Origin of the sequence: Gordonia crocea (assembly GCF_009932435.1) — a bacterium.
Lineage (GTDB): Bacteria > Actinomycetota > Actinomycetes > Mycobacteriales > Mycobacteriaceae > Gordonia > Gordonia crocea.
On sequence record NZ_BJOU01000017.1, the window covers coordinates 194305 to 219042 of the forward strand.

Below are 24738 nucleotides of genomic sequence, written 5' to 3' on the forward strand. Positions count from 1 at the left end.
AGGCGGCCCGAACTGGGGCGTCGACATCATTCCACCTCGAATCGGACCATTAGGTTGTGGTCGAGTAACTCCGCGAACGGTTTCGGTTCGTCTGGTTCGTCGTACCGGTAGACCGCCACGCCCGTGGCGGTGGGCAGATCCGGCGAAATGCAGAGGCGGACACCGCTATAGGTCTCGGTGATCACGAGCAAACGGTCGGCCGGCGGTGCCCCCTCCCAGTCACCCTCGTCGGCGTCGTACTCCAGCGCCGCCGCGAGCGTGCCCAGTCCAGCGACGGCCGGAAGGCCGAACGACCGCTCGTCGGGTGCGGTGAAGGCACCGTGTACACCGCGGTAGAAGTCGATGACCGCTGCCGGCGCGGCCGACCACAGCTCCGGCTCGGCCGGCTGCAGTTCGGGGGTTGGCGGCGCGCCGACCCACACGGCCGGGACGCGCACCCCCGGGTCATCGGCATCGAGTCCGGCGCGATCGACGTACTCCACCGCGTAGACCAGAACCGGCTCGCCGGCCCGTTCGCCGACCCAGACATCGGTCAGCGATTCCTGCAGGACCGCCCAGAAGCCGGGCATCACCTCGGCCACACCGGTCTGCCACAAGGCCAGTGCCGCGGCGACCCGCTCGCCGGGAGTCGAGCCCACGGCGACGGTGCGCCAGCGCGCCGGGACCGACGGCGACTCGGCCGCCACCCGTGTCACCGGTCGCCCACGGCTGAACTGCGCCTCTAACTCGACGTCGGAAATACTCATATCTCGATCCCCAAACTCTCCAGAATCTGTTTAATGATCTCGGTCAATTGGGCCACCACGCGCAGTTCGAGTTCTTGCTGCTCCTGCACCCAGTTCGGATCCGCCCCGGTGACGACCGCCGCCTCCCCGGCCTGCTTGGACCGGTTGGCCTTCGGGGACAACCATTGCAGGTTCATCGGCGAATGGGCCACCTGGTACATGTAGCGCGGCGGCAGCTTGACAAAGCCTGGAATGTAGAACAGCCGGGCCAGCGGAACGATGTGATCGGCCTCCACCTTGGGAGTGCCGTCGTCATTGGTCCCGATGGTCCGACCATCCTCGGGCGGATACGCCGGATCGGGCGACTCCGCCTCCGGCCAGTTCTTTGATTGCAGTGCGATATTGCCGAGCTGCTTCTGATCCGGCGCGGTGTCACGCAGCGCCTCGTACAGCGGGCGGCCCGGTTCCCACACCTTCGTCTTCGCGTTGCCCTTGATGGCCGGATACGACGGGGGCGCCTGCCCGTTGAGCGCCGCCTGTCCTCGTTTGAGCCGATCCTCGGTTTGCGGCTTTGGTTTCATCAGCTTCCCGCCAGCCGACAACCGATTTGTGGCGGCCGCACAGGAGCCGAGATTGGCCATCGCCGCATTCTTCTTGGCGTTCAGCGCGGCCGCCTCCTGGTCATAGGCGGTGGCGGCGGCCTGCTGTTGGGGAACGATGAAGTGGTGGGGTTTGGCGTTGTGGACCTTGATCTCGACTGCAACGCCCTGCACTGTCGAGACCTGCACCGGGCAGGACTCGACCAAAGCCGGCGGCGGGGCGGCCGCACCCGGATCCGCCCGGACCTCGGCCGCGCCGAACGGGCCGCCGGCAATGGTGATCGCGGCGAGGGCGACCACCATCCCCCTCGACCACCGTGCCCGCCAGCGCCGACCCGGTTCCGTTGACGGGGTGGTTCGAACGGCCGGTTCGGTTCGCACGTCGATCTCCTCGGTTCAGGTCGCGAGCGGCGCCCGCGGGGTGAGCCCGGCAAACGCTACGCCCGATCCCGCCGCGGCATCGCCGCCGTTAAGTCGGATAGCCGACGCCGCCGCGACGGCAGAACCTGTTGTCCACAGATGGTTTGCCGACCACCGGAGACGTCGGAAACCAGTCGGACCGCCGTTAGCCGACATATGGCACACCCCGCGAGTGCTGCTTAGGTCCGTTAAGGGTCACCGGCTACCCTGACACGTTGTGACTGTGAGCTCGACGACGACGGCCGCCGGCGGTCCCTCCGGGGAACCCGGCTCGAAACCGTCGGGCGGCAAGCCCATCGCCTACCGCCACGACCTGGATGGATTGCGCGGATTGGCGATTGCGTTGGTCGCGATCTTCCACGTCTGGTTCGGCCGCGTCTCCGGCGGCGTCGACGTCTTCCTCACCCTGTCCGGGTACTTCTTCGTCGCCTCGCTGCTCAAGCACGTCACCGCCACCAACCCGAGCACGGCGACCTGGCGCGAGGCGCTCAACCCGTGGCCGCGGTTGTCGCGCCTGCTGCGCCGCCTGCTCCCGGCGCTCTACCTGGTGCTGGCCGGCGTCGTCCTGCTCTGCTGGCAACTGATGCCCAGCACCCGCCTCGGCCCGCTCGGCCAAGAGGTGATCGCCTCGGCGCTGTACTACCAGAACTACCTCCTGGCCCTGAACTCGCAGAACTACGGCGCCGCCACGTCGGCCGCCAGCCCGATGCAGCACCTGTGGTCGATGTCGATGCAGGGCCAATTCTTCTTCGCCACCCTGTTCGCCGCACTCGCCCTCGGCGGTTTGCTCAAGTTCGCCGCCCGCTTCGACCGCCGGTTCGGCGATCCGAAGACGATCCGCGTGATCTTCGGCGTCTGCCTGTTGGCCGTGGCGCTGCTGTCCTTCGCGTGGGCGAACTATCGCCACGCGGTCAACCAGCCGGTCAACTACTACGACACCCTGGCCCGACTGTGGGAACCGCTGGCCGGAGCCCTCCTGGCGATCTGGATGCCGAAGCTGGTGATGAGCCGCGCCGTGCGCAACACCCTCACCATCGTCGCCCTCCTGCTGATCATCACATCGGGGTGGTGGATCCAGGGCGTCCAGGAGTACCCCGGCGCCCTGGCCCTGGTCCCCGCCGGTTCCACCCTGCTGATCATCTGGACCGGCTCGGCGGCCACCCGCCCGGCCACCGCCCCCGCCATCGACGTCCACGACAACCGTGACGTCAACGGCCTCATGGCGCAGCCGTCAATGATGTGGCTGGGCAACATCGCCTACTCGCTCTACCTCATCCACTGGCCGCTGCTGATCTTCTTCCTCACCTGGCGCATCAAGGACAAGGCGACCTTCGCCGAGGGCACCGCCATCCTGGCCGTGTCGGTGTTGCTGGCCTGGCTGGTCACCCGCTACGTGGAGACGCCGCTGCGGGCCGGACGCGGACTCGACTTCTCCAAGCAGTATCGGCGCATCCTCGTCGTCGGCCTGGTCATCGTCACCATCGTCGCGGGCACCACGTCGGCGGTCTGGGTCCAACGCCAAAAGAACCTGCACGTGGACACGATGAACCTCGACCCGCGGTTGTACCCGGGCGGGCTGGCGTTCCTGTGGGGCGTGCCGGCGCCGCACGTCCCGCCGCAACCCGAGCTCGGCGCGGCCTACATGGACCGCGGCCCGACGTGGGACAACCCGCCGAACCAGAAGATCACCAGTTGGAACGACGACACCGTGAGGGTGGGCGTCTTCGGCGACACGACGGCGACGCGCACGATCGCGGTCGCCGGCGGATCGCACGCCGACATGTGGATCCCCGCCCTCGACGTCCTGGGCCGCAAGCACCACTTCCGGGTGACCACCTACGTCAAGGTCGGCTGCGCGCTGGTCAAGACGCACGTGTTCAAGTGGTACGGAAAGGAACGCCCCGACTGCAACCGGTGGGCCGCCAAGGTCATGAAGCAGTTGGCGCAGGACAAACCCGACGTGGTCTTCACCAACAGCACACGCCCCACCGAGGAAGAGGACCACCGTCCGGGCGACTACGTGCCGCACGACTACGTCGAGATCTTCGACGACTTCACGGCCCGCGGCCAGAAGGTGATCGCCATGCGCGATACCCCGTGGACCCATCTGGAGAACGACTGGAACCCGCCGGAATGCCTCGCCACCGGCCGCAAGCCGCAGGTCTGCGGGGTCAAACAATCCGTTGCGCTCGCGCCGACCGACCCGGCGAAGACCATTGCCGCCCAGTTCCCCGGCATCACCTTCCTCGACTACACGAAGGCGGTGTGCCAGGACGGGTACTGCCCGGCCATCGTCGGCAACATCCTGGTCTACCGCGACACCCACCACTTCACCGCCACGTTCGCCCGCAGCCTGGCGCCCGCACTCGAGAAGGATCTGCGCAAGAGCCTGCACTGGTGGTGATCGACATCGCCGCGCAAAACACTTCGTCAACCTAAACAGTTCAGGTGGCTCCCAGGTTCACCCGTTAAGGTGAACAGATGTCTTTTTCGCGGCCATGCGCCGCGGGCGACGCCGGATCACCGGGCGTTGCCACGCAATCTCTGAGGGGTTCAGCGATGACCAGCACGACGGCCACGCGGGTTTCCGCGCGCGACGACGCCGTGTCCGACGCTGCGCCGAAACCGAAGGCGAAGCGCTCTTACCTGCACCATCTGGATTTGATCCGGGCGACCACCTTCGCCTTGGTGATCTTCATCCACGTCCTCACCCAGACGACCGACGAGGTCAACAGCGTCGGGGTGTCCACCACCGGGCTGTTCCTGCACTTCACGCGGAACATGTTCTTCGCGCTGACCGGCTTTGTGCTGACCTACCAGTACTTCGGTCGGCAGGACTTCTCCACCTGGTCGTTCTGGCGGCGGCGCATCAAGCTCGTCCTGTACCCCTACGTCATCTTCACGACGATCTATTTCGCGGTGAAGATCCTGCTTCCCCAGGGACGTCTCTCCGGCGACACGAAGGCGCTCGGCGGCTACCTGTGGGGCGGGCTGACCGGCTCCTCGTCGTTCCGCGACTTCCCGGCCGGCATCACCGGCACCCTCAAGGAGCTGGGTTGGAACCTGGGCTGGGGCCTGGGCGGCGGCGGGTTCCACATGTACTTCCTGTTCGTGATGGTCCAGGTGTACCTGCTCTTCCCACTGGTGCTCTGGCTGCTGCAGGTCACCAAGGGCTATCACGCCGCGCTGCTGGGCGCCGCCTTCGTCACGCAGATCTTTATCACCGTCACCATCACCCACTGGCTTCCGACGACCAGCCCGTGGTGGCACCACTACGCGACCTTCATCCCGTATCAGTTCTTCCTGTTCTACGGGGCGGTGGCCGCGGTCCATCGCGATGCGATTACCCGGGCGATCACCGGGCCGAACGCGCGCTATGTGGGCGCCGGCCTCGTCGTCGCCCTGATCGGCACCGCGACCTACGCTTTGCTCGCGTTCCGCGAGCGGTTGGCGAACTCGGACCTCCCCCCGAATGCTTCGGCGGGCGCCTTCGAACCGACCCTGCTGCCGTTCCTCGTCACCGCCATCGCCTGCCTATTCACGGTGGCCCTGCTCTGGGGCGAACGCTGGCGCGAGCACACGCCGCGCTTCGCGCGTTTCGTCTCCTTCGCGTCCAACCGCAGTTTCGGCGTCTTCCTCGTCCACGTCCTGGTGCTCTACTTCGTCCTCGGAATGCTGCCGCACGGGGAGAACGCCTGGCTCATCCGCACGCTGCCGCAGCCGCTGGGCACCGCCGTGGCCTACCTGTTGACGCTCGTCGGTTCGATCCTGCTCGTCGAGCTGCTGCGCCGCCTGCCCGGCTCGCTGTACCTCACCGGGCGCGAGCGGCTCCCACTGCCGGCGCTGCGCCTCCCCAAGCGCAAGCCCGCGGCACCCGCGGAGTCCCAGGCGTCAGCGGTCACTTCGGGGTCCCGGGCGTCAGAACCGACAACAGCGCCCTCGGCCTAGCCAACAGCGTCTCGCGCACGTGGTTGCGCACGATGGTCCACCCGGCACAGTCCGGACAGGCCGCCGCGACGCCGGTCGGGTCCGGCCCGTACGCCCGACACAGCGCGATCGCCCGGTCCAGGTGGAAGTCCTGGGTCACCACCACCACCCGCGACAACCCGAACTCGGTTCGCGCCCGGACACAGCTGCGCGCCGTGTCGTATCCGGCCGGGTCGTCGCGAATCGCCGACGACGGGATCCCGGCCGCCTCCAGATACGCGCGCATGACCGCCGTCTCGCTGCCCAGCCGCGCCGCACCGTTGCCGGAATTGAGGATCTGCGACACCCGCCCGGAGCGGTACAGGGCCACCGCGGTATCCAGCCGGGCGCGCACGTAATCACCGGGTTCGCCGTCGCTGACCTTCGCGCCGAGGACCAGGGCGGTCGACCCGGGCGGGACCGCATCCGCGTCGACCACCCGTCCGCGCGCGGCGACGTAGACCCATGTCGCCGAGGCCGCCACCACCGCCTCGGCGAGGATCGCCACGACGAGGATCAGGCGCGCCACCGGCCCCATCCGCGCATTGTCCACCCGCCCACCGTACGGTGATGCGCGGCACTCGGTAACGCCCACGCCGCGACGGCCGATGTAGTTAGTCTGAGCCGACACCCGCCTCACGAAGGGAAATCTCCGATGCAGTACATGCCGGTCACCTCGTCGATGTTTCTGATCGCGGAGACGCGCGAACAACCGATGCATGTGGGCGGTTTACAGCTGTTCATCCCGCGCGACGGACAGACTGCCGACGAACTCGCCGACGAGGTCATCGAGGCTTTCCACCGGGATATCGCGATCAGCGAACTCTTCCGCCGACGCCCGGCGCAACCGTTCAGCGTGGTCGGGTCGCTGGCCTGGAGCGTGGACGACGACATCGACCTGCACTACCACGTGCGGCGCATCGCCCTGCCCAAGCCCGGACGCATCCGCGAGCTGTTCCACTACGTCTCGCTGCACCACTCGACGCTGCTGGACCGGTCCCGGCCGATGTGGGAGGCCCACGTCATCGAAGGCCTGGCCGATGGCCGACTCGCGCTCTACACCAAGGTGCACCACTCCCTCGTCGACGGCGTCACGGCGCTACGGCTGCTCGAGCGGGCCCTGTCCGCGGACCCCGACGACCGCACCGGCACCGCCCCGTGGGACGCCGCGTTGAAGAAGCGGAAGACCGCGGCGAGCGCCGAACTCGATGCGTTGCCGCCGGCCCCGGTGGCCGACCCGCCGCCGGGGGGCGGCTTGCTCGACGGGTTGCGCAAGGGGATCGGTGCCGCCGCCGATGTCGCCGGCCAAGTCGCCGGAATGGTCCCGGCGGCCGGGCAGGTGGCGTGGAAGGCGTTGCGCGACGACGACTTCGTCTCCCCCGGCTACTTCGCACCCCGGTCCATCCTCGACGTCCCGATCGGCAGCGCCCGACGCTTCGCCGCCGACCAGTGGTCGATCACGCGGCTGCGGGCCGTCGCCGACGTCCTGGACGTCACCCTCAACGACATCGTCCTGGCCATGTGCAGTTCAGCCCTGCGCTCCTACCTCGTCGAGCAGAACGCCCTTCCGCCGGACCCACTGATCGCCATGGTGCCGGTGTCGATGCACGTCGGCGCCAACCACGACGGCAACGCGGTGAGCGCGGTGATGGCCAACCTGGCGACCAACGATCCCGACCCGGAGTCGCGACTGAAGACCCTGGTCGCCTCGATGCAGGCCAGCAAGAACGTGATCCGCGGTCTGCGCCCGCTCCAGGCGCTGGCGCTCGGCGCCGCGACGATCGCCCCGTTGGCGTTCATGAGCATCCCCGGGTTCGTCAGCTACACCCCGCCGCAGTTCAACCTGATCATCTCGAACGTCCCCGGCCCCAAGCAGGACATGTATTGGAACGGCGCGCGGCTCGACGGGGTGTACCCGGTGTCGATCGTCACCTCCGGCAATGCGCTGAACATCACCATTACCTCCGCCGCCGACCACATCGGATTCGGCCTCATCGGCGCCCGCGCCCAGCTGCCGAGTCTGCAGCGCCTGCTGGACTACCTGGAGGACGGATTGGTCGAGCTGGAAGGTGTTGCGCAGGTCACCGACCAGCGAAGTTAGGTAAGCCTGGGAGGCGCAACACCGGGTCGAGGAACTACCGTATTCACGACAGTATGTAGTACCCGCCACGCGGCGCGCGTCCGCTTCTGCCAGTCCCTGGGCGCGACGCCCCGCAGGGTGGGTTACGCACCTACGAAAGGCGAGGTGACATCGTTGAACGCAACGACGATCACTTTGGGGCTCATCGGCATCGCCATCAGCCTTCTCTGCTGGGCGAATTTCGGTCGCGGCGTTACGCGCATCGTGCGCACGGTGGCACAGGGCCAGCCCGCTCCGGGTCGATTCCTCCCGTTCTTCCCGCGTCTGTTCACGATGCTCAAGGAGTTCATCGGCCACACCCGGATGGTGAAGTTCCGCACCGTCGGCTGGGCGCACTGGTTGGTGATGATCGGCTTCCTGGGCGGCTTCCCCCTCTTCTTCGAGGCCTACGGCCAGTCGGTCAACCCGGAGTTCCACTGGCCGGTCTTCGGTGACACCTTCGGTTGGCACCTCTGGGACGAGATCCTCGGCATCGGCACCGTCGTCGGCATCGTCACGCTGATCATCATCCGCCAGCTGAACCACCCGCGCGTGCCGGCGCGGCTGTCCCGGTTCTCCGGTTCGCGGTTCATCCCGGCGTACACGATCGAGGCCATCGTCCTCGTCGAGGGCCTGGGCATGATCCTGGTGAAAGCCTCGAAGATCGCGACCTACCACCACAGCAACCCGGGCTCAGACTTCTTCACCATGCAGGTGGCCAAGCTGCTGCCCGCCAGCCCCACCCTGGTGGCCGTCTTCGCACTCATCAAGCTGCTGTCGGGCAGCCTGTTCCTGCTCCTGGTGGGTAACAACGTCAACTGGGGTGTCGCCTGGCACCGCTTCTCGTCGTTCCCCAACATCTTCTTCAAGCGCGAGGCCGACGGCGGCGTCGCGCTGGGTGCGCTGAAGCCGATGATGTCGGGCGGACGTGCGCTGACGATGGAGACCGCCGACCCCGACACCGACTCGTTCGGCGCCGGAAACATCGAGGATTTCAGCTGGAAGGGCTGGCTGGACTTCACCACCTGCACCGAGTGCGGCCGTTGCCAAAGCCAGTGCCCGGCGTGGAACACCGGCAAGCCGCTGAGCCCCAAGCTGCTCATCATGTCGCTGCGCGACCACGGTTATGCCAAGGCGCCCTACCTGTTGGCCGGTGGCCGCAAGGACATGGGCGGCGAGGAGGTCGGCCTGGTCGACGCCGACGGCAACGAGCTGACCGCCAAGCTCGACGCGATCCCGGCCGCGGCGCGCGCGGAGGCCGAGCGGCCCCTCGTCGGCGAGGCCGACGGCGACGGTGCGGGCGCGGTCATCGACACCGAGACGCTGTGGAGCTGTACCAACTGCGGCGCATGTGTCGAGCAGTGTCCGGTCGACATCGAGCACGTCGACCACATCGTCGACATGCGCCGCTACCAGGTCCTCATCGAGTCGGACTTCCCCACCGAATTGGCCGGGTTGTTCAAGAACCTGGAGAACAAGGGCAACCCGTGGGGCCAGAGCCCGTCGGCGCGTACCGCGTGGATCGACGAGATGGACATCCACATCCCGGTCTACGGCAAGGACGTCGACAGCTTCGCCGGCTACGAATACCTGTTCTGGGTTGGTTGCGCCGGCGCCTACGAGGACCGCGCCAAGAAGACCACCAAGGCCGTCGCCGAGCTCCTCGACGTCGCCGCGGTCAACTTCCTCGTCCTCGGCGAGGGCGAGACCTGTACCGGCGACTCGGCCCGCCGCGCCGGCAACGAGTTCCTGTTCCAGATGCTGGCGCAGCAGAACATCGAGCAGTTCGACGAGCTGTTCGCCACCGCCCCGACGCAGCGCAAGAAGATCGTCGTCACCTGTGCACACTGCTTCAACGCCCTGGGCAACGAGTACCCGCAGGTCGACGGGGAGCGCGGCCGATTCGAGGTCGTGCACCACACGCAGTTGCTCAACCGCCTGGTCCGCGAGAAGCGCCTGATCCCGGTGGCCCCGCCCGAGGGCGAGTCGGTCACCTACCACGACCCCTGCTTCTTGGGCCGCCACAACCAGGTCTACGACGCGCCGCGCGAGCTCGTCGAGGCGTCGGGTTCGACACTGACCGAGATGCCGCGTCACGGCGAGCGGTCCATGTGCTGTGGCGCCGGCGGCGCACGGATGTGGATGGAAGAGCAGATCGGCAAGCGGATCAACATCGACCGCGTCGACGAAGCCCTCGACACCCTCGAAAGCGGACCAGTGCTTACCGGCGAGAAGCAGAAGATCGCCACCGGCTGCCCGTTCTGCCGCGTGATGCTCACCGACGGCCTGACCGCTCAGACGTCGGGAACCGAGAAGGAAGACCAGATCGAGGTCGTCGACGTGGCGCAGCTCCTGCTGGAGGGCGTCCGCCGGGGTATCGAGCTCGAGGTGGTCCGCGAGGGCAAGGTTCGCGGCCCCGGCGACGTGGAGCAGCCGGTCGCACCGGTGGCCCTGGTCGAGGAACCGGCTCCCGCGCCGAAGCCGGTGGCCAAGCCCGCCGCCGCCGCACCCGCTGCGGCACCGGCGGCACCCGCCGCCGAGGCGAAGCCCGCCGCGAAGGGCTTCGGCATGAAGGGTGGCTTGAAGAAGGCCGCCGCGCCGGCAGCCGCTGCCCCCGCTGCCGAGACGCCCGCAACCGAGGCACCTGCCGCCGAGCCGAAGGCACCGGCCGCCAAGGGCTTCGGCATGAAGGGCGGCATGAAGGGTGGCATGAAGAAGCCCGGCTCGCCGTCAGCCGCCGCACCCGCAGTCGCCACACCGGCCGCAACAGCGCCCGCCGCCGACGCAGCCCCCGCCGAACCGAAGGCGCCCGCCGCCAAGGGTTTCGGCATGAAGGGCGGCATGAAGAAGCCCGGCCAGGCAACCGCCGCACCGGCCGCCGCCGCACCCGCAGCTGCTGCACCGGAACCCGAGGCACCGACCGCCGAAGCGCCGGCAGCCGAGGAGACCCCGGCCGCCGAGCCGAAGGCACCGGCCGCCAAGGGCTTCGGAATGAAGGGTGGGATCCGCAAGCCCGGCCAGGCCAAGGCCGCACCGGCTGCCGCCCCTGCGGCCGCTCCCGAGCCTGCGGCGGCGGAGTCGGCGCCCGAGCCCGCCGTGTCGGAGGCATCGGCACAGCCTGAGGCGCCTGCGGACCCGCAGCCCGAGGCCGTCGCTCCCGCCGAGAGCACGCCGGCCCCCGCCCCCAAGGCGAAGGGCTTCGGAATGGCACCGGGCAAGAAGGGTCCCGGCGGCGGGTAGTCCCGCCACGCAGATCCACCACCCGCGCAACAAGGTCCAACGCGAGAACGCGTTGGACCTTGTTGCATCGTGGTGGACGCGCGCTCTGCGGGTTCGTGAAATCCGTTTGCACGCGGCTGTCACAATTGAGTGGTGAGTAGACCCCACGTTTCGCACCTCAACCAGAACCTCAAGCCGCTCGAGCAGTCCGACAAGCTGAAGAACGTCTGCTACGAGATCCGCGGTCCGGTGGTCGCCCACGCGGCACGGTTGGAGGCCGAGGGGCACCGGATCCTCAAGCTCAACATCGGCAATCCGGCGCTGTTCGGCTTCGAGGCCCCCGACGTGATCATGCGCGACATGATCCACGCGCTTCCCTATTCGCAGGGCTACTCCGAGTCCGTCGGCGTGCTTTCGGCGCGACGGGCGATCGTCACCCGCTACGAAGTCATCGAGGAGTTCCCCTACTTCGACGTCAACGACGTGCTGCTGGGCAACGGGGTCTCCGAGCTCATCACGATGACCATGCAGGCGCTGCTCAACGACGGCGACGAGGTGTTGATCCCCTCGCCGGACTACCCGCTGTGGACGGCCATGACGACGTTGTCCGGCGGGAAGCCGGTGTACTACCGCTGCGACGAGTCCAACGGCTGGCAGCCAGACATCGCCGACCTCGAATCGAAGATCACCGATCGAACCAAGGCGCTGCTGATCATCAATCCGAACAACCCGACCGGCGCGGTCTACTCACGCGAGGTCCTCGAGCAGATCGCCGACGTGGCTCGCCGCCACTCGCTGCTCCTGCTCGCCGACGAGATCTACGACAAGATCCTCTACGACGACGCCGAGCACACGTCGATCGCGTCGCTCGCGCCGGATCTGCTGTGCCTGACGTTCAACGGCCTGTCCAAGGCCTACCGGGTGTGCGGTTACCGGGCCGGGTGGGTGGTCATCACCGGCCCCAAGGACCATGCCCAGGGCTTTATCGAGGGGCTGCACGTGCTCTCCTCGACGCGCCTGTGTTCCAACGTCCCCGGACAGCACGCGATCCAGGTCGCGCTGGGCGGCTACCAGTCGATCGACGCGCTCTGCGCACCCGGAGGACGCCTCCACGAGCAGCGCAACGTCACCTGGGAGAAGCTGAACGAGATTCCCGGCGTCTCCTGCGTGAAGCCCCGCGGCGCCCTCTACGCGTTCCCCCGGCTGGACCCCGAGGTCCACGAGATCCACAACGACGAGCAGTTCGTCCAGGACCTACTGCTGCAGGAGAAGATCCTCGTCGTGCAGGGCAGCGGCTTCAACCTCGACGACAACAACCACTTCCGCATCGTCACGCTGCCGTGGGCCCAGGACCTGTCCGAGGCGATCGAACGGATCGGGAACTTCCTGTCCTCCTACCGGCAGTAGCCACCCCCCTGCGAACCACCCGCACGAAAAAGCAGGTGGTCGACTACGCGTTCCGCCGCGTCCGTCGCAGGGCACCGTCGGGAGGTGCGGAAAATCCGCGCACCTGCCCCCGACCCAGGAGGAATCCATGTCCACGACAACCACCCATCCCCGTATCCGCGCCGTTGCGGCGGCAGTCGCCCTCACCGGCGCGGGACTCGCCGCGACAGTAGTCGCCGCCCCGTCGAACGCTTCGGTCAACAATGTCAGCGTGTCCCCGGCAATGGGCGGCCGCTACGGCACGACCTGCAGCTACGAGGTGACCGCCGCGGTCACCACCAAGAACCGGATGGTCCGGTTCTACGAAGGCGCCACGTACCTCGGCTCCGTCACCCCGCATCAGGAGGGGGCGACCTACAAGGCCACCATCACGTGGACGCCGTCGAGCACCGGTTCCAAGGTGATCAAGGCACGTCAACTGGTCATCCCGCCGAGCTTCTACTCGACGAGGACCACGACGGTGACAGTGGGCAATGGCCTGAACCTCGGGAGCGTCTGCCTGGTGTCATGACCGCCGACACCACCGGGCCGATACCGGGCGTCTACGCCGCGGATCGGCCCGGTTCTCCCAACCGTGACAATGACCGATGGTACGCTTCTCGATGTCAACGGCGACTCGCGCCGTTTCACCTGTCACGGGGAGCGAACCATGGCGCAGTGGCGCAAGCGGATAGTCCGCAACGGCGATATCGAGCTTGCCGCCTTCGAACTCGGCGGTCCGGGTAACCCGCCCGTCGTCCTGGTCCACGGCTGGCCCGACACCCACCACCTGTGGACGCACGTCGCACAGGACCTCGCCGCCGACCACTTCGTCGTCGCCTACGACACCCGCGGCTACGGGGAGAGCTCGGCCCCCGCCGGCAACGACCCCTACCGGCTCGACGAGCTGGCGCAGGACCTGTTCGCTGTCGTCGACGCCGCCGCCGGCGACCGCAAGGCGCACCTGATCGCCCACGACTGGGGTTCACTGCAAGCCTGGGAAGCGGTCACCACTCCGGGAGCCGAGGACAAGATCGCCTCGTACACCTCGATCTCCGGCCCCAACCTGGACTACCTGTCGCAGTGGGCCCGCAAGGTGTTGAGCCGCCCCACGCCGGGCAACCTGCGCGACGGGATCTCCCAGATCCTCTCGTCGTCCTACATCGGCTTCTTCCATCTGCCGGTGGTGTCCAACCTGTTCTTCGGGGCGGTCGGCCGACCCGCGGTGTGGCGCTGGTTCCTCTCCACCGTCGAAGGCACCGACAAATCCGACGTCGTCCTCGGTGATTCCTTCACCGCCGACACGATCAGCGGCCTGCGCTACTACCGGGCCAACGTCCGCCAGAAGCTGGCCAAGCCCGACCCCCGCGACACCGCGGTACCGATCCTGGAGATCGTCAACGAGCGCGACATCGCGCTGCGGCCGGCGATCTTCTCCGACACCGCCCAGCACGCACCGCGCCTGTGGCGCCGGACCAGCCAGACCGGCCACTGGCTCCCCTTCACCAATCCGGGCTACCTCGCCGAGACCGCCCGCGAGTTCATCGCCGCCATCGAGGGCAGCGACACCGCCGCGCGCACGCTCGACCGTGCCCGCGTCGATGGCGCCGGCCCGCGTCCCCCGCTGGCCGGGAAGCTCGCGGTGATCACCGGCGGCGGCAGCGGCATCGGCCGCGAGACCGCCTACGCGCTGGCCGACCGGGGAGCCGAGATCGTGATCGCCGACCTCGACATCGACGGGGCCACCGAGACCGCCACCGAGCTGAAGGCACGCGGCGCAACCGCCCACGTCTACCCTCTCGACGTGGCCGACACCGCCGCCTTCGCCGCGTTCGCCGACACGGTCCGCACCGCCCACGGGGTCGCCGACATCGTGGTGAACAACGCGGGGATCGCCATCGGCGGCAGCGCGTTGGACGCCACCGACGAGCAGGTCGACAAGGTCGTCGACGTGAACCTGCGCGGCGTGATGACGGGCTCCCGCGAGTTCGGCCGCCAGCTCGTGCACCGCGGCACCGGCGGCCACATCGTCAACATCGCGTCGGCGGCGGCCTTCACCCCGCAGCGCAGCCTCGGCGTCTACGCCGCCACCAAGGCCGGGGTGCTCTTGTTCAGCGAATCGCTGCGGGCCGAGCTGGCCGAGCACCGCATCGGCGTCACCGCCATCTGCCCGGGCATCGTGGACACCAACATCGTTTCGCGCACGCCGCTGGCCGGCTTCGCCGACGAAGCGGCCGAGGCGGCCCAGCGGGACCGTCTGGTCAAGGCGTACCAGCGCCGCGGCTACACCCCGGATCGGGTGGCCGCCCAGATCGTCGCCGCCATCGAGGCGAACAAGGCCGTCGTCCCGGTCACCCCGGAGGCGGCCATCGGGTACCGCGTGTACCGCTTCTTCCCCGCACTCTCGCGCCTCGGCGCCCGTGGAAACATTTTCCGGTAGGAGGAACCCATGTCCAGTGAGAAGATCGTCGCCGTCGATCCCGGGCCGGTGGAGCTGCGCGCCCGCAACGTCGAGTTCGAATGGTCCCGATCGCCGCTGCACTGGCTGCCCGGGCACCCGTACGCGTCGCACACCGTGACCGCACTGAACCTGCTGCTGCCCGAGGGCGAGCGGTGGTTCGTGCGGACCTTCAACGAAGCACTCCCCCACGTCGACGACGAGAAGCTGGCCGAGGCCATGCGCGGCTTCATCGGCCAGGAGGCCGTCCACGCCGAGTCCCACGACAAGGTCCTTTGGGAGTACCTCGTCGGCCATGGCATCGATCCCCGGCCGTTCCAGAAGCAGATGGAATGGGTGTTCCGGAAACTGCTGGGCCCCAAGGAATCCGGATCTCCGGAGGCGGTGCGCAAGCACCTCGTGGAACGCCTGTGGCTGATCGCGGCGATCGAGCACTACACCGCCGAGCTCGGCGACTTCGCGCTCAACAGCCGCTGGGCGCAGGCCGGCGGCGACCCCGAGATCGTCGACCTGTTCTGCTGGCACACTGCCGAAGAGGTGGAGCACCGCGCGGTCGCCTATGACGTCGCCAACTACTTCGGCGACAGCTACCTGCGGCGGGCGCGCACCATGGGCCTGGTCCTCCCCGCCCTGATCTGGCTGATCTTCCGCGGCGTCAAGGACGTCACCCGGCAGGATCCGGCCACCGCCGGTTTCGGCTTCCTGCGCCGCCGACTCGAATACCAGCGGGGCGTGCGCGCCGGCCTGCTGCCGTCGCTGGTGGGCCTGACCTTCTCCACCGCCAAGTACTTCCGCCCCGGGTTCCACCCCGACGAGGTCGGCAGTACCGCCCAGGCCGTCGCCTACCTGGCGTCGTCGCCGGCCGCACGGAGGGCGGGGTGACCGCTATCAGCGAGCCCGAGCCCTTGAATCGCACCCCGCCGAGTCTGACCGGACGGTTCCGCCGGGACCCGCTCCTGTTGTTGGCCACCGGCATCGCGAAGGCCTGGTGGCCGGTGTGGGGCACAGTCACCCGGCTGCCGGCGACCTCGGCGGACAGCGGCGTGTTTCCCGTGCGCGTTGTCGGGCGCGAACAGGTCGCACTCGACGAGAACGTCATCGCCCTGACCTTCGCCGCCGAAGATGGCGGGTTGCTGCCGCGCTGGTACGCGGGGGCCCACCTGGACCTGCTGTTGCCGTCGGGGCGGATCCGCCAGTACTCGTTGTGCGGCGACCCGGCCGACCAGTCGGCCTACCGCATTGCCGTGCGCCGCATCCCCGACGGCGGGGGCGGGTCGGTCGAGGTGCACGACGAGATCTCCGTCGGCGACACCCTGTCGGTGATGGGCCCGCGCAACGCGTTCCCCCTGGCACTGCCCGGGGTGGCCGACGGAACCGACCCTGCGGCTGCGCATCTGCGGTTCATCGCCGGCGGTATCGGCATCACGCCGATCCTTCCGATGCTCTCGCACGCGCAACGCCTCGGTTACGACTGGTCGATGATCTACACCGGGCGCAGCCGCGAATCGATTCCGTTCCTCGACGAGCTGACCCGCTATGGCGACCGGATCACCATCCGCACCGACGACGAGCACGGATTGCCCGGTGTCGACGACCTCGTCGGCCCCCTCGACGGCGATCGCCCGATCGCGCTCTACTGCTGCGGTCCGGTCCCGATGATCGATCTGTTACGCGCCCACCTCGACGGCCGCCGCGACCTCGAACTGCACTACGAGCGGTTCTCGCCGCCGCCCGTCGTCGGCGGGTCGGAGTTCACCGTGAACCTGGCCCGCAGCGGGACCTCGACCACCGTGGCCGCCGACGAGAGCCTCCTCGCCGCACTGCGCCGCGTGTATCCGGGAGTCCCGTACTCCTGCCAGCAGGGGTTCTGCGGCACGTGTCGGCTGCAGGTCCTCGACGGCGAGCCCGAGCACCGCGACAGCCTCCTCTCGGATGCCGAGCGAGCCGGCGGAGACATCCTGACCTGCGTGTCCCGTTGTGCGGGAGATCACCTAACGCTCGATCTCTGACCGCCGCGCACGGCCCGGGTGAGAGAATCTCGCCATGACCGAGTACCGCATCGACGACTTGGCCCGGGAAGCCGGGACGACGACGCGCAACGTTCGCGGCTACCAAGACCGCGGTCTGCTCCCGCGTCCGATCCGCCGCGGCCGGATCGCCATCTACAGCGATGTCCACCTCGAGCGGCTGCGCGTGATCAACAACCTGCTCCGCCGCGGCTTCACCACCCGCCATATCGCCGAATTCTTCACCGGGATGCAGCGTGGCGACGGTCTGGCCGACGTCTTGGGCCTGGAGGATGCCGTTTCGGTCCCCTGGTCGTCGACCCACACGTCGACGATGACCGCGATCGAGCTGAAAGAACTCCTCCACACGGCCAATCCGCGCCATCTTGCGCGGCTGGCCGAGTTCGGCCTGATCGCCGAGGACACCGACACTTCCGGTGCCTCGCGCAAGCCTCGCCGCTACCGGGTACTCGACACCGACACCATCGAGTCCTACAGCCGACTCGTGAAGCTGGGCATCTCCCTGGACAACATCCTCGACGCCCATGCCCGTCTGGCCGACGAGCTGTCCGGGGTGGCCGGCACCCTGATCACCGCCGGGCGGCGCGTCATCACCGACCAGCACCATGACGGCTGGATTCCCAGCACCGACGACGAGTCGGTCTGGGCCGCCGAACTCATCACCGAGCTCCGCAAGGCGGGCATGGTGACGGTCCACAACATCCTCAACCGCGAGCTGGACCGCAGCATGTCCAACCAACTCGCCGACTACCTCGGGGATGCGGCGACCGGCGACGACTGATCGGTGCGCGGGGGGCCGTTTTCGCTATGAAGTTCTCAAGGTACGTGCGCAGTCCCTTCGGGGGCTGCTCTCATCGGGCCGCAATTAGGCGGCGGCGTGGTCGGCGAGGGTGAGGCTGCGTCGGTTGTGGCAGCGGATCGGTTCACCTCCTTCCGGCGGCTGGAACCACGGGTGGCCGTCGAACCCGATGCGGACCTTCCAGCCCTTGCCGTGGATATAGGTGTGGTGATGCAGCGAACAGAGCAGGACGGTGTTTTTGAGGTTTGTCTCGCCGCCGTCGGCCCAGTGCTGAATATGGTGGCCTTCACAGCAGGCTGGTGGTCTGCCGCAGCCGGGGAATTGGCAGCCACCGTCGCGGGCTTCGAGTGCTTTGCGCAGGGTGCCGGTGACGAAGCGTTGGGTGCGTTTGGCGTCCAGCGGCACCGAGTCCGCGGTGATCAACGCGGTGACTTCAGCACTGCCGCAGGCGATCTCACGTGCGGTCTCGGCTGAGACCGAGCCGGTGAATCCCAGCCGTGCGACTCGCGAATCTCCTTCACCACCGCTACCGACCAGGACAGGCAAGGGCACGGTCATGGTGATGTGCGGGACGACCCCGCCGACGGTCGGACGATTCCGTGATGCCAGGTATGCGGTGATCACGCTGACCAGGGCATCGGCGGTGCGTTGGGCCCTGGGACGCGGATCCGGGGAGCCATCAGGCGCTGGGATCGGCTTCGCGAGCGCATCCAGCGCGGTGTGGAGTTTCTCCCCGGACAGCTGATCCAGATCGGCCTCCAGGGTCACACGCCCCTCGTCGGTCCGGGTGATCGATGCCTGGTTCAACGACGGATTGTCCGCCGGCGGAGTGGATGGCGGATCCAGCGGCACCAACTCGTGGCCGAGTTCGCGGGCCTTCTCCATGACTTGGGCGGGTTGATCGATCCGGGCGTGCGCCAACAATGTGGTCGCGGTCTTGTCCCGCACGTCGTCGAAACCATCGGCCCCCATGCGGGTGGCGATGTGGTCGAGACCGCGGATGACCGCATCGGCATGGTCAACGGTGAGGTCGCCGTCGCGGACCTCGCGGACCAGGTTCGGCAGATCATCCAAGTGCTGGGCCAACCGGGCCACCCGGTTGACGGCGGCCGGCGCCAACGGCAGCTCCCGCAACAAGTCCCGCCCGTTCTTCAACCGGTGCCGAACCGGGATACCGACGGCTTCAGCCCGCGCCGTCGCAGCAGCCAACAGATAGGAGGCGATGTTGCCCATCCGCACCGCGGTGACCATCACCCCCAACAGAGCCTTGTCGTCGGCGATCGCTTCCGCGGAGGCCAACAACGCACCCAAACCGGTGCCAGATTCGACCGCCGTCGGCGCCAAATCATCGGCCAGGTCGGTGACGAATGTGGCGAGTTCGTCGTGGTTCATGTGACCCCCAAGGTCCGGGTTCGCATCATATTGTGCGGACTCGGATTAGAAACTCTGTGCTGTTCCGCTTCTATCTATACACCCAATCTACAACGGAGGTCTGACAACCGTCAGATAGCCCGTTGACCTGGGTTGATTCGCCACAGAGCGCCACCCATTGACCATCGGCATCGCCGATGTACAGGGGAAAAAGGCTCAGGGTAGGGGGATCGGCGGGAGGCCGGGAATCGGATTGGGCAGGAACCGCCCCCGTTGCTTCGGCTGCGGCGCACTGCGGTTGTTGGCCGGTTGCGGTGCGGCGGTGTTCTTAGGCGTCACGTACAACTCGACCGGCTTGGCGATGTCCTTCAGCGCGGCCCGGTCGATCGCGGGCACATTCGTCGTCACCGGCACCACGCTCGTCGGAGGCGCCGACGCCTGCGGCGCCGGAGTGCTGTTGCGGTCGACGACCACCACGCCGAGCAAACCGCCGACGATGAGAACCCCCGCCGCCGCGGCGCCGATGGCGACCACCCGGCGGCGGTTGGGCGTGGGATGCGCAGCGGGGCCGGGCTCGTCGTCGACGACGTCCTCGACCGCCGCATACTCCTCGGTGGGGTCGTCGACGAGAGGCTCCACCTGCTCGGAGACGGCCACCGGATCGGCCTCGGTGTACACCGCCAACAGCTCGGAAGAATGCTGCTGAGCAGGGCTGATGTTGACCGCCGGGAGGGTCCAGGCGTCGGTGCGGTCCGATATCGGGCGGACCGCGGGTCGCTCGCCGCGCGGTTTGCGGTGCTTGGGCACCGCGTTTTCCTCGGCGAGGACCTGATCCGGCGCGATGGCCGCGAGATCGTCACGGGTGACCAGGAAGAGCGCGACGTGATTCTCACCCATCAGGAACACCGACGACGTGAACCGCAGCCGACGCTGAGCCGTGGCCATCAGCGCCAAGAGTTCGGCCTCCCAGGCCGGCGACTCGGGCAACGAGACGCGACCGTCGGCGATCAGGCGCCCCGCGAGGGCCCGGTCAACGCCGGGGGCCGGGGCGGCTGAACGCCGCACCGCGGGACCGGTCGTCGTCTGCACCGACACAAAATAGCACGTCAGACCAAGAAATCACTGGTCTGGGGGGCGTCGACCAGCTCCGCCGTCGCCGTCGGAGTCGCGACTGCCGACGAGCCAAGGGCGCGGTATTCCCACCCGGCGGCGCGCCAGGCGTCACCGTCGAGGCAGCGGCGGGCGTCCACGATCAGCCGGCGGGAGACGACGGTCGACAGCTCCGCGGGCGACATGTGGACGAACTCGGCCCACTCGGTGGCAACGATCACCGCGTCGGCGCCGCGCGCCGCGTCGCGGGCCGATTCGGCGTAGCGCAACGTCGGGAACACGCGTGCCGCGTTGCCCATCGCCTTGGGGTCGAACACCGACACCCGGGCCCCGCGCAGTGACAGCTGAGCGGCCACCGCCAACGCCGGCGAGTCGCGCACGTCGTCGCTCTCCGGTTTGAACGCCGCACCGAGCACGGCGACGTTACGTCCGAGAACCGAACCGTCGCAGGCCTTCTCGACAAGACCCACCAGGGCGGCACGGCGGCGCATGTTCACCTCGTCGACCTCGCGCAGGAAGGCCAGGGCGTCGCCGACGCCGAGTTCCTGTGCCCGCGCGGCGAACGCACGGATGTCCTTCGGTAGGCAGCCGCCGCCAAAGCCGAGTCCGGCGTTGAGGAACCGGCGTCCGATCCGCGCGTCGTGGCCGATCGCGTCAGCCAGGGCGGTGACGTCGCCGCCAGCGACCTCGCAGATCTCACTGATCGCGTTGATGAAGGAGATCTTGGTGGCGAGGAAGGCGTTGGCCGACACCTTCACCAGCTCGGCGGTGGCCCAATCCATGGTCAAGTAGGGGGTGCCGTCCTCGAGGATGGCCCGGTAGACCTGGGCGATCCGGTCGGCGGCGTCGGAGTCGGGGTGCCGGGGGTCGGTGCCGACGACGATCCGGTCGGGACGCAGCGTGTCGTCGACGGCGAAGCCCTCCCGAAGGAATTCTGGGTTCCAGGCCAACTCGATGGTGGCACTGCGGCTCAGCGCGGCGATCTCGTCGGCCAGTTCGGCGCAGGTGCCCACCGGCACCGTGGACTTGCCGACGATGAGGTGGCGCCCGCGCAGGTGGCCAATGAGTTCGCGGACCGCGGTGCGCAACGCGGTGAGGTCGGCTGCGCCCGACGTCGGCTGCTGCGGGGTGCCGACGCCCAGGAAGTGCACGCGCGCGAAGCTGGCCGCCTCGGCGAGGTCGGTGGTGAACCGCAGGCGCCCGGCGGCGATGTTGCGCTTGAGCACGTCGTCGAGGTTCGGCTCGAAGAAGGGCACGGTCCCCGCCGCGAGCGAGTCGATCTTGGCGGCGTCGACGTCGACGCCGAGAACCTCGTGGCCGAGTTCGGCCATGCAGGCGGCGTGGGTGGCACCGAGGTAGCCGCAGCCGATCACTGTCATCTTCATGCCCCCATGGCTACCGGCGCCGAGCGGCATCCCGGTGGCGACCGGCCCACCGTCGGGCTACGGGCGGGTGAACTATCGGCGCGTGTCCGCGGCGGCGTTCACCTCGTCGAGGGCCAGCCCGGTGGTGCGCGGACCGAATCCGCCGACGGCGATGGCGACGGCGGTCATCGCCGCGGCGACCACCGCGAACAGCGCCGTCTGACCACGGTGTTCCAGGATCGGCAGCAGGATGAACGGCATCAGTGCGCTGGACAGCCGCGACAACGAGTACGCCCAGCTGGCCGCCGTGCCGCGCACGCGCGTGGGGAACACCTCGGCCTGATAGACGTGATAGGCGTTGGAGAAGACGTTGCTGACCGCGGTGTAGGCGAAGCCGACAGCCATGATCTGGGCGGGACTGTCGGCGTAGCCGAAGGCGATGCCGAATCCGGCCATGAATACCACCGAGACCACGATCAGGTGCTTGCGTTCGACCCGGTCGATGACCGGCAGCGACAGCAGCGATCCGATCGGGTAGCCGAGGTAGGTGACGCCGAGGAAGGCCAGGCTCGTCACGATGTCGTAGCCCTTGGCCGCGAGGACGATTGGCACCAGGGTGCCGAACCCGTAGTAGCCCCAGCTCTGGAAGAACTGGAGCACGACCATCATCCCGGTGCGCCGCCGCAGTCCGGGCCCGAAGAGCTCCCGCACGCGGCCCTTGCCGTCGGCTTCGCGGGCAGCCGCCGTCGGGGTCTCCGGGTCGGGCAGCGGCAACCCGCGTCGGCGCGCCTGCTCCTCCATCGTCGTGACGATGGCGTCGGCCTCGTCGTGCCGCCCGACCGTGGCCAGCCAACGCGGCGACTCGGGCAGGCGGCGGCGCAGGAAGAACATGATGACGGCGCCCATCGCGCCGAGCAGGAACAGCCACCGCCAGCCGTCGAATCCCAGCGGTTCCCGGCCGACGAGCCAGTGGCCGCCGAAGCCGGCGGCGGGTACGCCGAGGAAGGCGGCGGTGTAGGCCCACGCGGTGTAGCGGCCGCGGTACCGGGCGGGCAGCATGTCCCCGAGGTAGGCGTCGCTGACCGGGGGCTCGGCACCGATCCCGACGCCGGCCAGGAAGCGACTGGCCACCAGCGCGCCCGCGCCGGGGCTGAAGGCGGCGGCCAGGGTGAACACCGAGTAGACCGACATGCTGAGCAGGAAGGCCGGGCGCCGGCCGATGCGGTCGGAGATGCGGCCGATGAGGATGGCGCCGAGGAACATGCCCAGGAACACCGACGACAAGAGCAGGGTCAGCCCGGTACCGCTCAACCGGAACTGCTGCTTCAACACGACGGCCAGCGTCCCGGCCAAGAAGACCTCGTAGAGGTCGAAGAACAGGCCCAGGCCGATGATCGCCGTGACCCGGCGGTGCATCGGCGTGATCGGCAGCCGGTCGAGCCGGGCGCCGATGCTCGCCGCGTCGGGTGGGCCGAGCCGGGCGGCCGGCGTCACTTCTGGAAGTTCAGATACGCCTTCGACGGCGTCGGGCCGCGCTGGCCCTGGTATTTGGAGCCGACGGCCGCACTGCCGTACGGGTGCTCGGCGGGGCTGGACAGTTTGATCAGGCACAGCTGGCCGATCTTCATCCCCGGCCACAGCGTGATCGGCAGGTTCGCCACGTTGGACAGCTCCAGGGTGATGTGCCCGGAGAAGCCGGGGTCGATGAACCCGGCTGTCGAATGCGTCAACAGGCCCAGGCGGCCGAGCGACGACTTCCCCTCCAGCCGGCCGGCCAGGTCGTCGGGCAGCGAGCACACTTCCAGCGTGGAGCCGAGGACGAATTCACCCGGGTGCAGGACGAACGGCTCGCCCTCGGCGGGCTCGACGAGGGTGGTCAGCTCATCCTGCCGTTGCGCCGGGTCGATGTGGGTGTAGCGGGTGTTGTTGAACACCCGGAACAGGCCGTCGAGGCGCACGTCGACGCTCGACGGTTGGACCAGGTCCGGCTCGAACGGCTCGATCTGCAGGCGCCCGGTGTCGAGTTGGGCGCGGATATCGCGGTCGGAGAGGAGCACGGTTCATCAGGCTATCGGATCGACGGCCCGCGCGATCAGATCAGGCCGAGGTCGGCAACCGCGGCGCGCTCCTCTTGCAGTTCGGCCACCGAGGCGTCGATCCGGGCGCGGGAGAACTCATCGATCTCCAGTCCCTGCACGATTTCCCAATTCCCGTCGACGGGGCGCACCGGGAAGGAGGAGACCAGGCCTTCGGGGACCCCGTACGAGCCGTCGGAGACCAGTGCCGTCGACGTCCAGTCCGCCGGGTCGGGCAGGCCGAAGCGCCGGTCGCGCACATGGTCGATGATCGCGGTGGCCGTCGACGCCACCGACGACCCGCCGCGGGCCTCGATGATCGCCGCACCGCGCTGGGCGACAGTGTCGATGAACACGCCCTCGGCCCATTCGGCGCCAACCATCTCCAAGGCGGGGCGCCCGGCGACGGTCGCGTGCCGCACGTCGGGGTACTGGGTGCGCGAATGGTTGCCCCAGATGGTGACGCGGCGGATCTCGCGGACGTTGACGCTGGTGCGCGCGGCGAGCTGGGCGACCGCGCGGTTGTGGTCGAGCCGGGTGAGGGCGGTGAACCGGTCGCGCGGGATGTCCGGTGCGTGCGCGGCGGCGATCATCGCGTTGGTGTTGGCGGGGTTGCCGATGACGAGGATGCGCACATCGTCGGCGGCGACGTCGTTGATGGCGCGCCCCTGCGGGCCGAAGATCGCCCCGTTGCTCTCCAGCAGATCTGAGCGCTCCATGCCCGCCGTGCGGGGCCGGGCGCCGACGAGGATCGCGTGGTTGGCGCCTTCGAACGCAACGCGGGGATCGGCGGTCACCTCGATGCCGGCCACCAGCGGGGAGGCCGCGTCCTGCAGTTCCATCGCGACACCGGCCGCGGCACGGACGGCCTGCGGGGCCTCCAACATCCGCAGGCGGACCGGGGTGTTGGGGCCGAAGATCTCCCCGGCCGCGACGCGGAACAACAGGGAGTAGCCGATCTGTCCGGCGGCGCCGGAGAGGGTGAGGGTGGCGGGCTTGGTGAGCGTCGTTGCTTCCATGCCCCCAACTCTGCCAGCAGCCGCCGAATCCGGTTTGCTAAT

The 24738-nt window shown here is 68.5% G+C and carries 19 protein-coding genes; 10 read left to right on the plus strand and 9 right to left on the minus strand.

Annotated elements, in window-relative coordinates; genetic code table 11:
* Positions 1–26: 26 nt before the first annotated feature.
* Both nbrcactino_RS16170 and nbrcactino_RS16175 read right to left on the minus strand, forming a co-directional pair.
* Positions 27–746, minus strand: coding sequence for a hypothetical protein (locus nbrcactino_RS16170; RefSeq protein ID WP_161928499.1), 720 nt, complete (start codon positions 744–746; stop codon positions 27–29).
* Positions 743–1705: a hypothetical protein gene (locus nbrcactino_RS16175; RefSeq protein WP_161928500.1), complete on the minus strand. Its 963-nt coding sequence runs from the start codon at positions 1703–1705 to the stop codon at positions 743–745. The genes nbrcactino_RS16170 and nbrcactino_RS16175 overlap by 4 nt, the downstream gene beginning before the upstream one ends.
* 262 nt (positions 1706–1967) lie before the next feature.
* Here nbrcactino_RS16175 and nbrcactino_RS16180 point away from each other — a divergent pair, with 262 nt between their 5' ends.
* Positions 1968–4148, plus strand: coding sequence for an acyltransferase family protein (locus nbrcactino_RS16180; protein WP_161928585.1), 2181 nt, complete (start codon positions 1968–1970; stop codon positions 4146–4148).
* Positions 4149–4303: 155 nt separating this feature from the next.
* Positions 4304–5692, plus strand: coding sequence for an acyltransferase (locus nbrcactino_RS16185; RefSeq protein WP_161928501.1), 1389 nt, complete (start codon positions 4304–4306; stop codon positions 5690–5692).
* On the opposite strand, the gene nbrcactino_RS16190 is transcribed toward nbrcactino_RS16185, so the two are convergent.
* A complete protein-coding gene (locus nbrcactino_RS16190; protein ID WP_308470348.1) occupies positions 5643–6263 on the minus strand; it encodes a SanA/YdcF family protein in 621 nt (206 codons plus the stop codon). The two genes, nbrcactino_RS16185 and nbrcactino_RS16190, sit on opposite strands and share 50 nt — an antisense overlap.
* Before the next feature lie 102 nt (positions 6264–6365).
* Between nbrcactino_RS16190 and nbrcactino_RS16195 the strand changes: the two genes are divergently transcribed.
* The 8 genes from nbrcactino_RS16195 to nbrcactino_RS16230 all read left to right on the plus strand — a co-directional run bounded on the left by nbrcactino_RS16195 (position 6366) and on the right by nbrcactino_RS16230 (position 17739).
* Positions 6366–7811 (plus strand): WS/DGAT/MGAT family O-acyltransferase, encoded by a 1446-nt coding sequence (locus nbrcactino_RS16195; RefSeq protein ID WP_161928502.1) that lies wholly within the window; start codon positions 6366–6368, stop codon positions 7809–7811.
* 153 nt (positions 7812–7964) lie between these two features.
* Complete coding sequence (locus nbrcactino_RS16200; protein ID WP_161928587.1) at positions 7965–11069, plus strand: (Fe-S)-binding protein; 3105 nt, start codon at positions 7965–7967, stop codon at positions 11067–11069.
* Between the two features lie 132 nt (positions 11070–11201).
* A complete protein-coding gene (locus nbrcactino_RS16205) occupies positions 11202–12455 on the plus strand; it encodes a pyridoxal phosphate-dependent aminotransferase (RefSeq protein ID WP_161928503.1) in 1254 nt (417 codons plus the stop codon).
* 127 nt (positions 12456–12582) lie between these two features.
* A complete protein-coding gene (locus nbrcactino_RS16210) occupies positions 12583–13005 on the plus strand; it encodes a hypothetical protein (RefSeq protein WP_161928504.1) in 423 nt (140 codons plus the stop codon).
* Between the two features lie 138 nt (positions 13006–13143).
* Positions 13144–14913 carry an SDR family oxidoreductase gene (locus nbrcactino_RS16215; protein WP_161928505.1) on the plus strand — a complete coding sequence of 590 codons (1770 nt, stop codon included), beginning with the start codon at positions 13144–13146 and terminating at the stop codon, positions 14911–14913.
* 9 nt (positions 14914–14922) lie between these two features.
* Complete coding sequence (locus tag nbrcactino_RS16220; RefSeq protein ID WP_161928506.1) at positions 14923–15813, plus strand: metal-dependent hydrolase; 891 nt, start codon at positions 14923–14925, stop codon at positions 15811–15813.
* Complete coding sequence (locus tag nbrcactino_RS16225) at positions 15810–16940, plus strand: PDR/VanB family oxidoreductase (protein WP_161928507.1); 1131 nt, start codon at positions 15810–15812, stop codon at positions 16938–16940. The genes nbrcactino_RS16220 and nbrcactino_RS16225 overlap by 4 nt, the downstream gene beginning before the upstream one ends.
* 34 nt (positions 16941–16974) lie before the next feature.
* Positions 16975–17739, plus strand: a complete 765-nt coding sequence (locus tag nbrcactino_RS16230; protein ID WP_161928508.1) for a MerR family transcriptional regulator — start codon at positions 16975–16977, stop codon at positions 17737–17739.
* An 84-nt stretch (positions 17740–17823) separates the two neighbouring features.
* Here nbrcactino_RS16230 and nbrcactino_RS16235 read toward each other — a convergent pair whose 3' ends face one another.
* The 6 genes from nbrcactino_RS16235 to nbrcactino_RS16260 all read right to left on the minus strand — a co-directional run bounded on the left by nbrcactino_RS16235 (position 17824) and on the right by nbrcactino_RS16260 (position 24696).
* Positions 17824–19149, minus strand: coding sequence for an HNH endonuclease signature motif containing protein (locus tag nbrcactino_RS16235; protein ID WP_161928509.1), 1326 nt, complete (start codon positions 19147–19149; stop codon positions 17824–17826).
* A 195-nt stretch (positions 19150–19344) separates the two neighbouring features.
* The gene (locus nbrcactino_RS16240; protein ID WP_161928510.1) at positions 19345–20217 is read right to left on the minus strand and encodes a hypothetical protein; all 873 of its coding nucleotides are present in this window, start codon (positions 20215–20217) and stop codon (positions 19345–19347) included.
* A 17-nt stretch (positions 20218–20234) separates the two neighbouring features.
* The gene (locus tag nbrcactino_RS16245; RefSeq protein WP_161928511.1) at positions 20235–21623 is read right to left on the minus strand and encodes a UDP-glucose dehydrogenase family protein; all 1389 of its coding nucleotides are present in this window, start codon (positions 21621–21623) and stop codon (positions 20235–20237) included.
* Between the two features lie 72 nt (positions 21624–21695).
* Positions 21696–23096 (minus strand): MFS transporter, encoded by a 1401-nt coding sequence (locus nbrcactino_RS16250; protein WP_228460982.1) that lies wholly within the window; start codon positions 23094–23096, stop codon positions 21696–21698.
* Entirely contained in the window at positions 23093–23659 is a 567-nt protein-coding gene (gene dcd / locus nbrcactino_RS16255) for a dCTP deaminase (protein ID WP_161928512.1), read from the minus strand. Before dcd ends, nbrcactino_RS16250 begins: the two co-directional genes overlap by 4 nt.
* A 35-nt stretch (positions 23660–23694) precedes the next feature.
* The gene (locus nbrcactino_RS16260) at positions 23695–24696 is read right to left on the minus strand and encodes a malate dehydrogenase (RefSeq protein WP_161928513.1); all 1002 of its coding nucleotides are present in this window, start codon (positions 24694–24696) and stop codon (positions 23695–23697) included.
* Positions 24697–24738: the final 42 nt, after the last annotated feature.

Excerpts from the sequence above, each read along its gene's own strand:
- nbrcactino_RS16170 (WP_161928499.1), bottom strand. The coding sequence starts at position 746 with ATGAGTATTTCCGACGTCGAGTTAGAGGCGCAGTTCAGCCGTGGGCGA.
- nbrcactino_RS16185 (WP_161928501.1), top strand. The coding sequence starts at position 4,304 with ATGACCAGCACGACGGCCACGCGGGTTTCCGCGCGCGACGACGCCGTG.
- nbrcactino_RS16195 (WP_161928502.1), top strand. The coding sequence starts at position 6,366 with ATGCAGTACATGCCGGTCACCTCGTCGATGTTTCTGATCGCGGAGACG.
- nbrcactino_RS16210 (WP_161928504.1), top strand. The coding sequence starts at position 12,583 with ATGTCCACGACAACCACCCATCCCCGTATCCGCGCCGTTGCGGCGGCA.
- nbrcactino_RS16215 (WP_161928505.1), top strand. The coding sequence starts at position 13,144 with ATGGCGCAGTGGCGCAAGCGGATAGTCCGCAACGGCGATATCGAGCTT.
- nbrcactino_RS16220 (WP_161928506.1), top strand. The coding sequence starts at position 14,923 with ATGTCCAGTGAGAAGATCGTCGCCGTCGATCCCGGGCCGGTGGAGCTG.
- nbrcactino_RS16230 (WP_161928508.1), top strand. The coding sequence starts at position 16,975 with ATGACCGAGTACCGCATCGACGACTTGGCCCGGGAAGCCGGGACGACG.
- nbrcactino_RS16235 (WP_161928509.1), bottom strand. The coding sequence starts at position 19,149 with ATGAACCACGACGAACTCGCCACATTCGTCACCGACCTGGCCGATGAT.
- nbrcactino_RS16245 (WP_161928511.1), bottom strand. The coding sequence starts at position 21,623 with ATGAAGATGACAGTGATCGGCTGCGGCTACCTCGGTGCCACCCACGCC.
- nbrcactino_RS16260 (WP_161928513.1), bottom strand. The coding sequence starts at position 24,696 with ATGGAAGCAACGACGCTCACCAAGCCCGCCACCCTCACCCTCTCCGGC.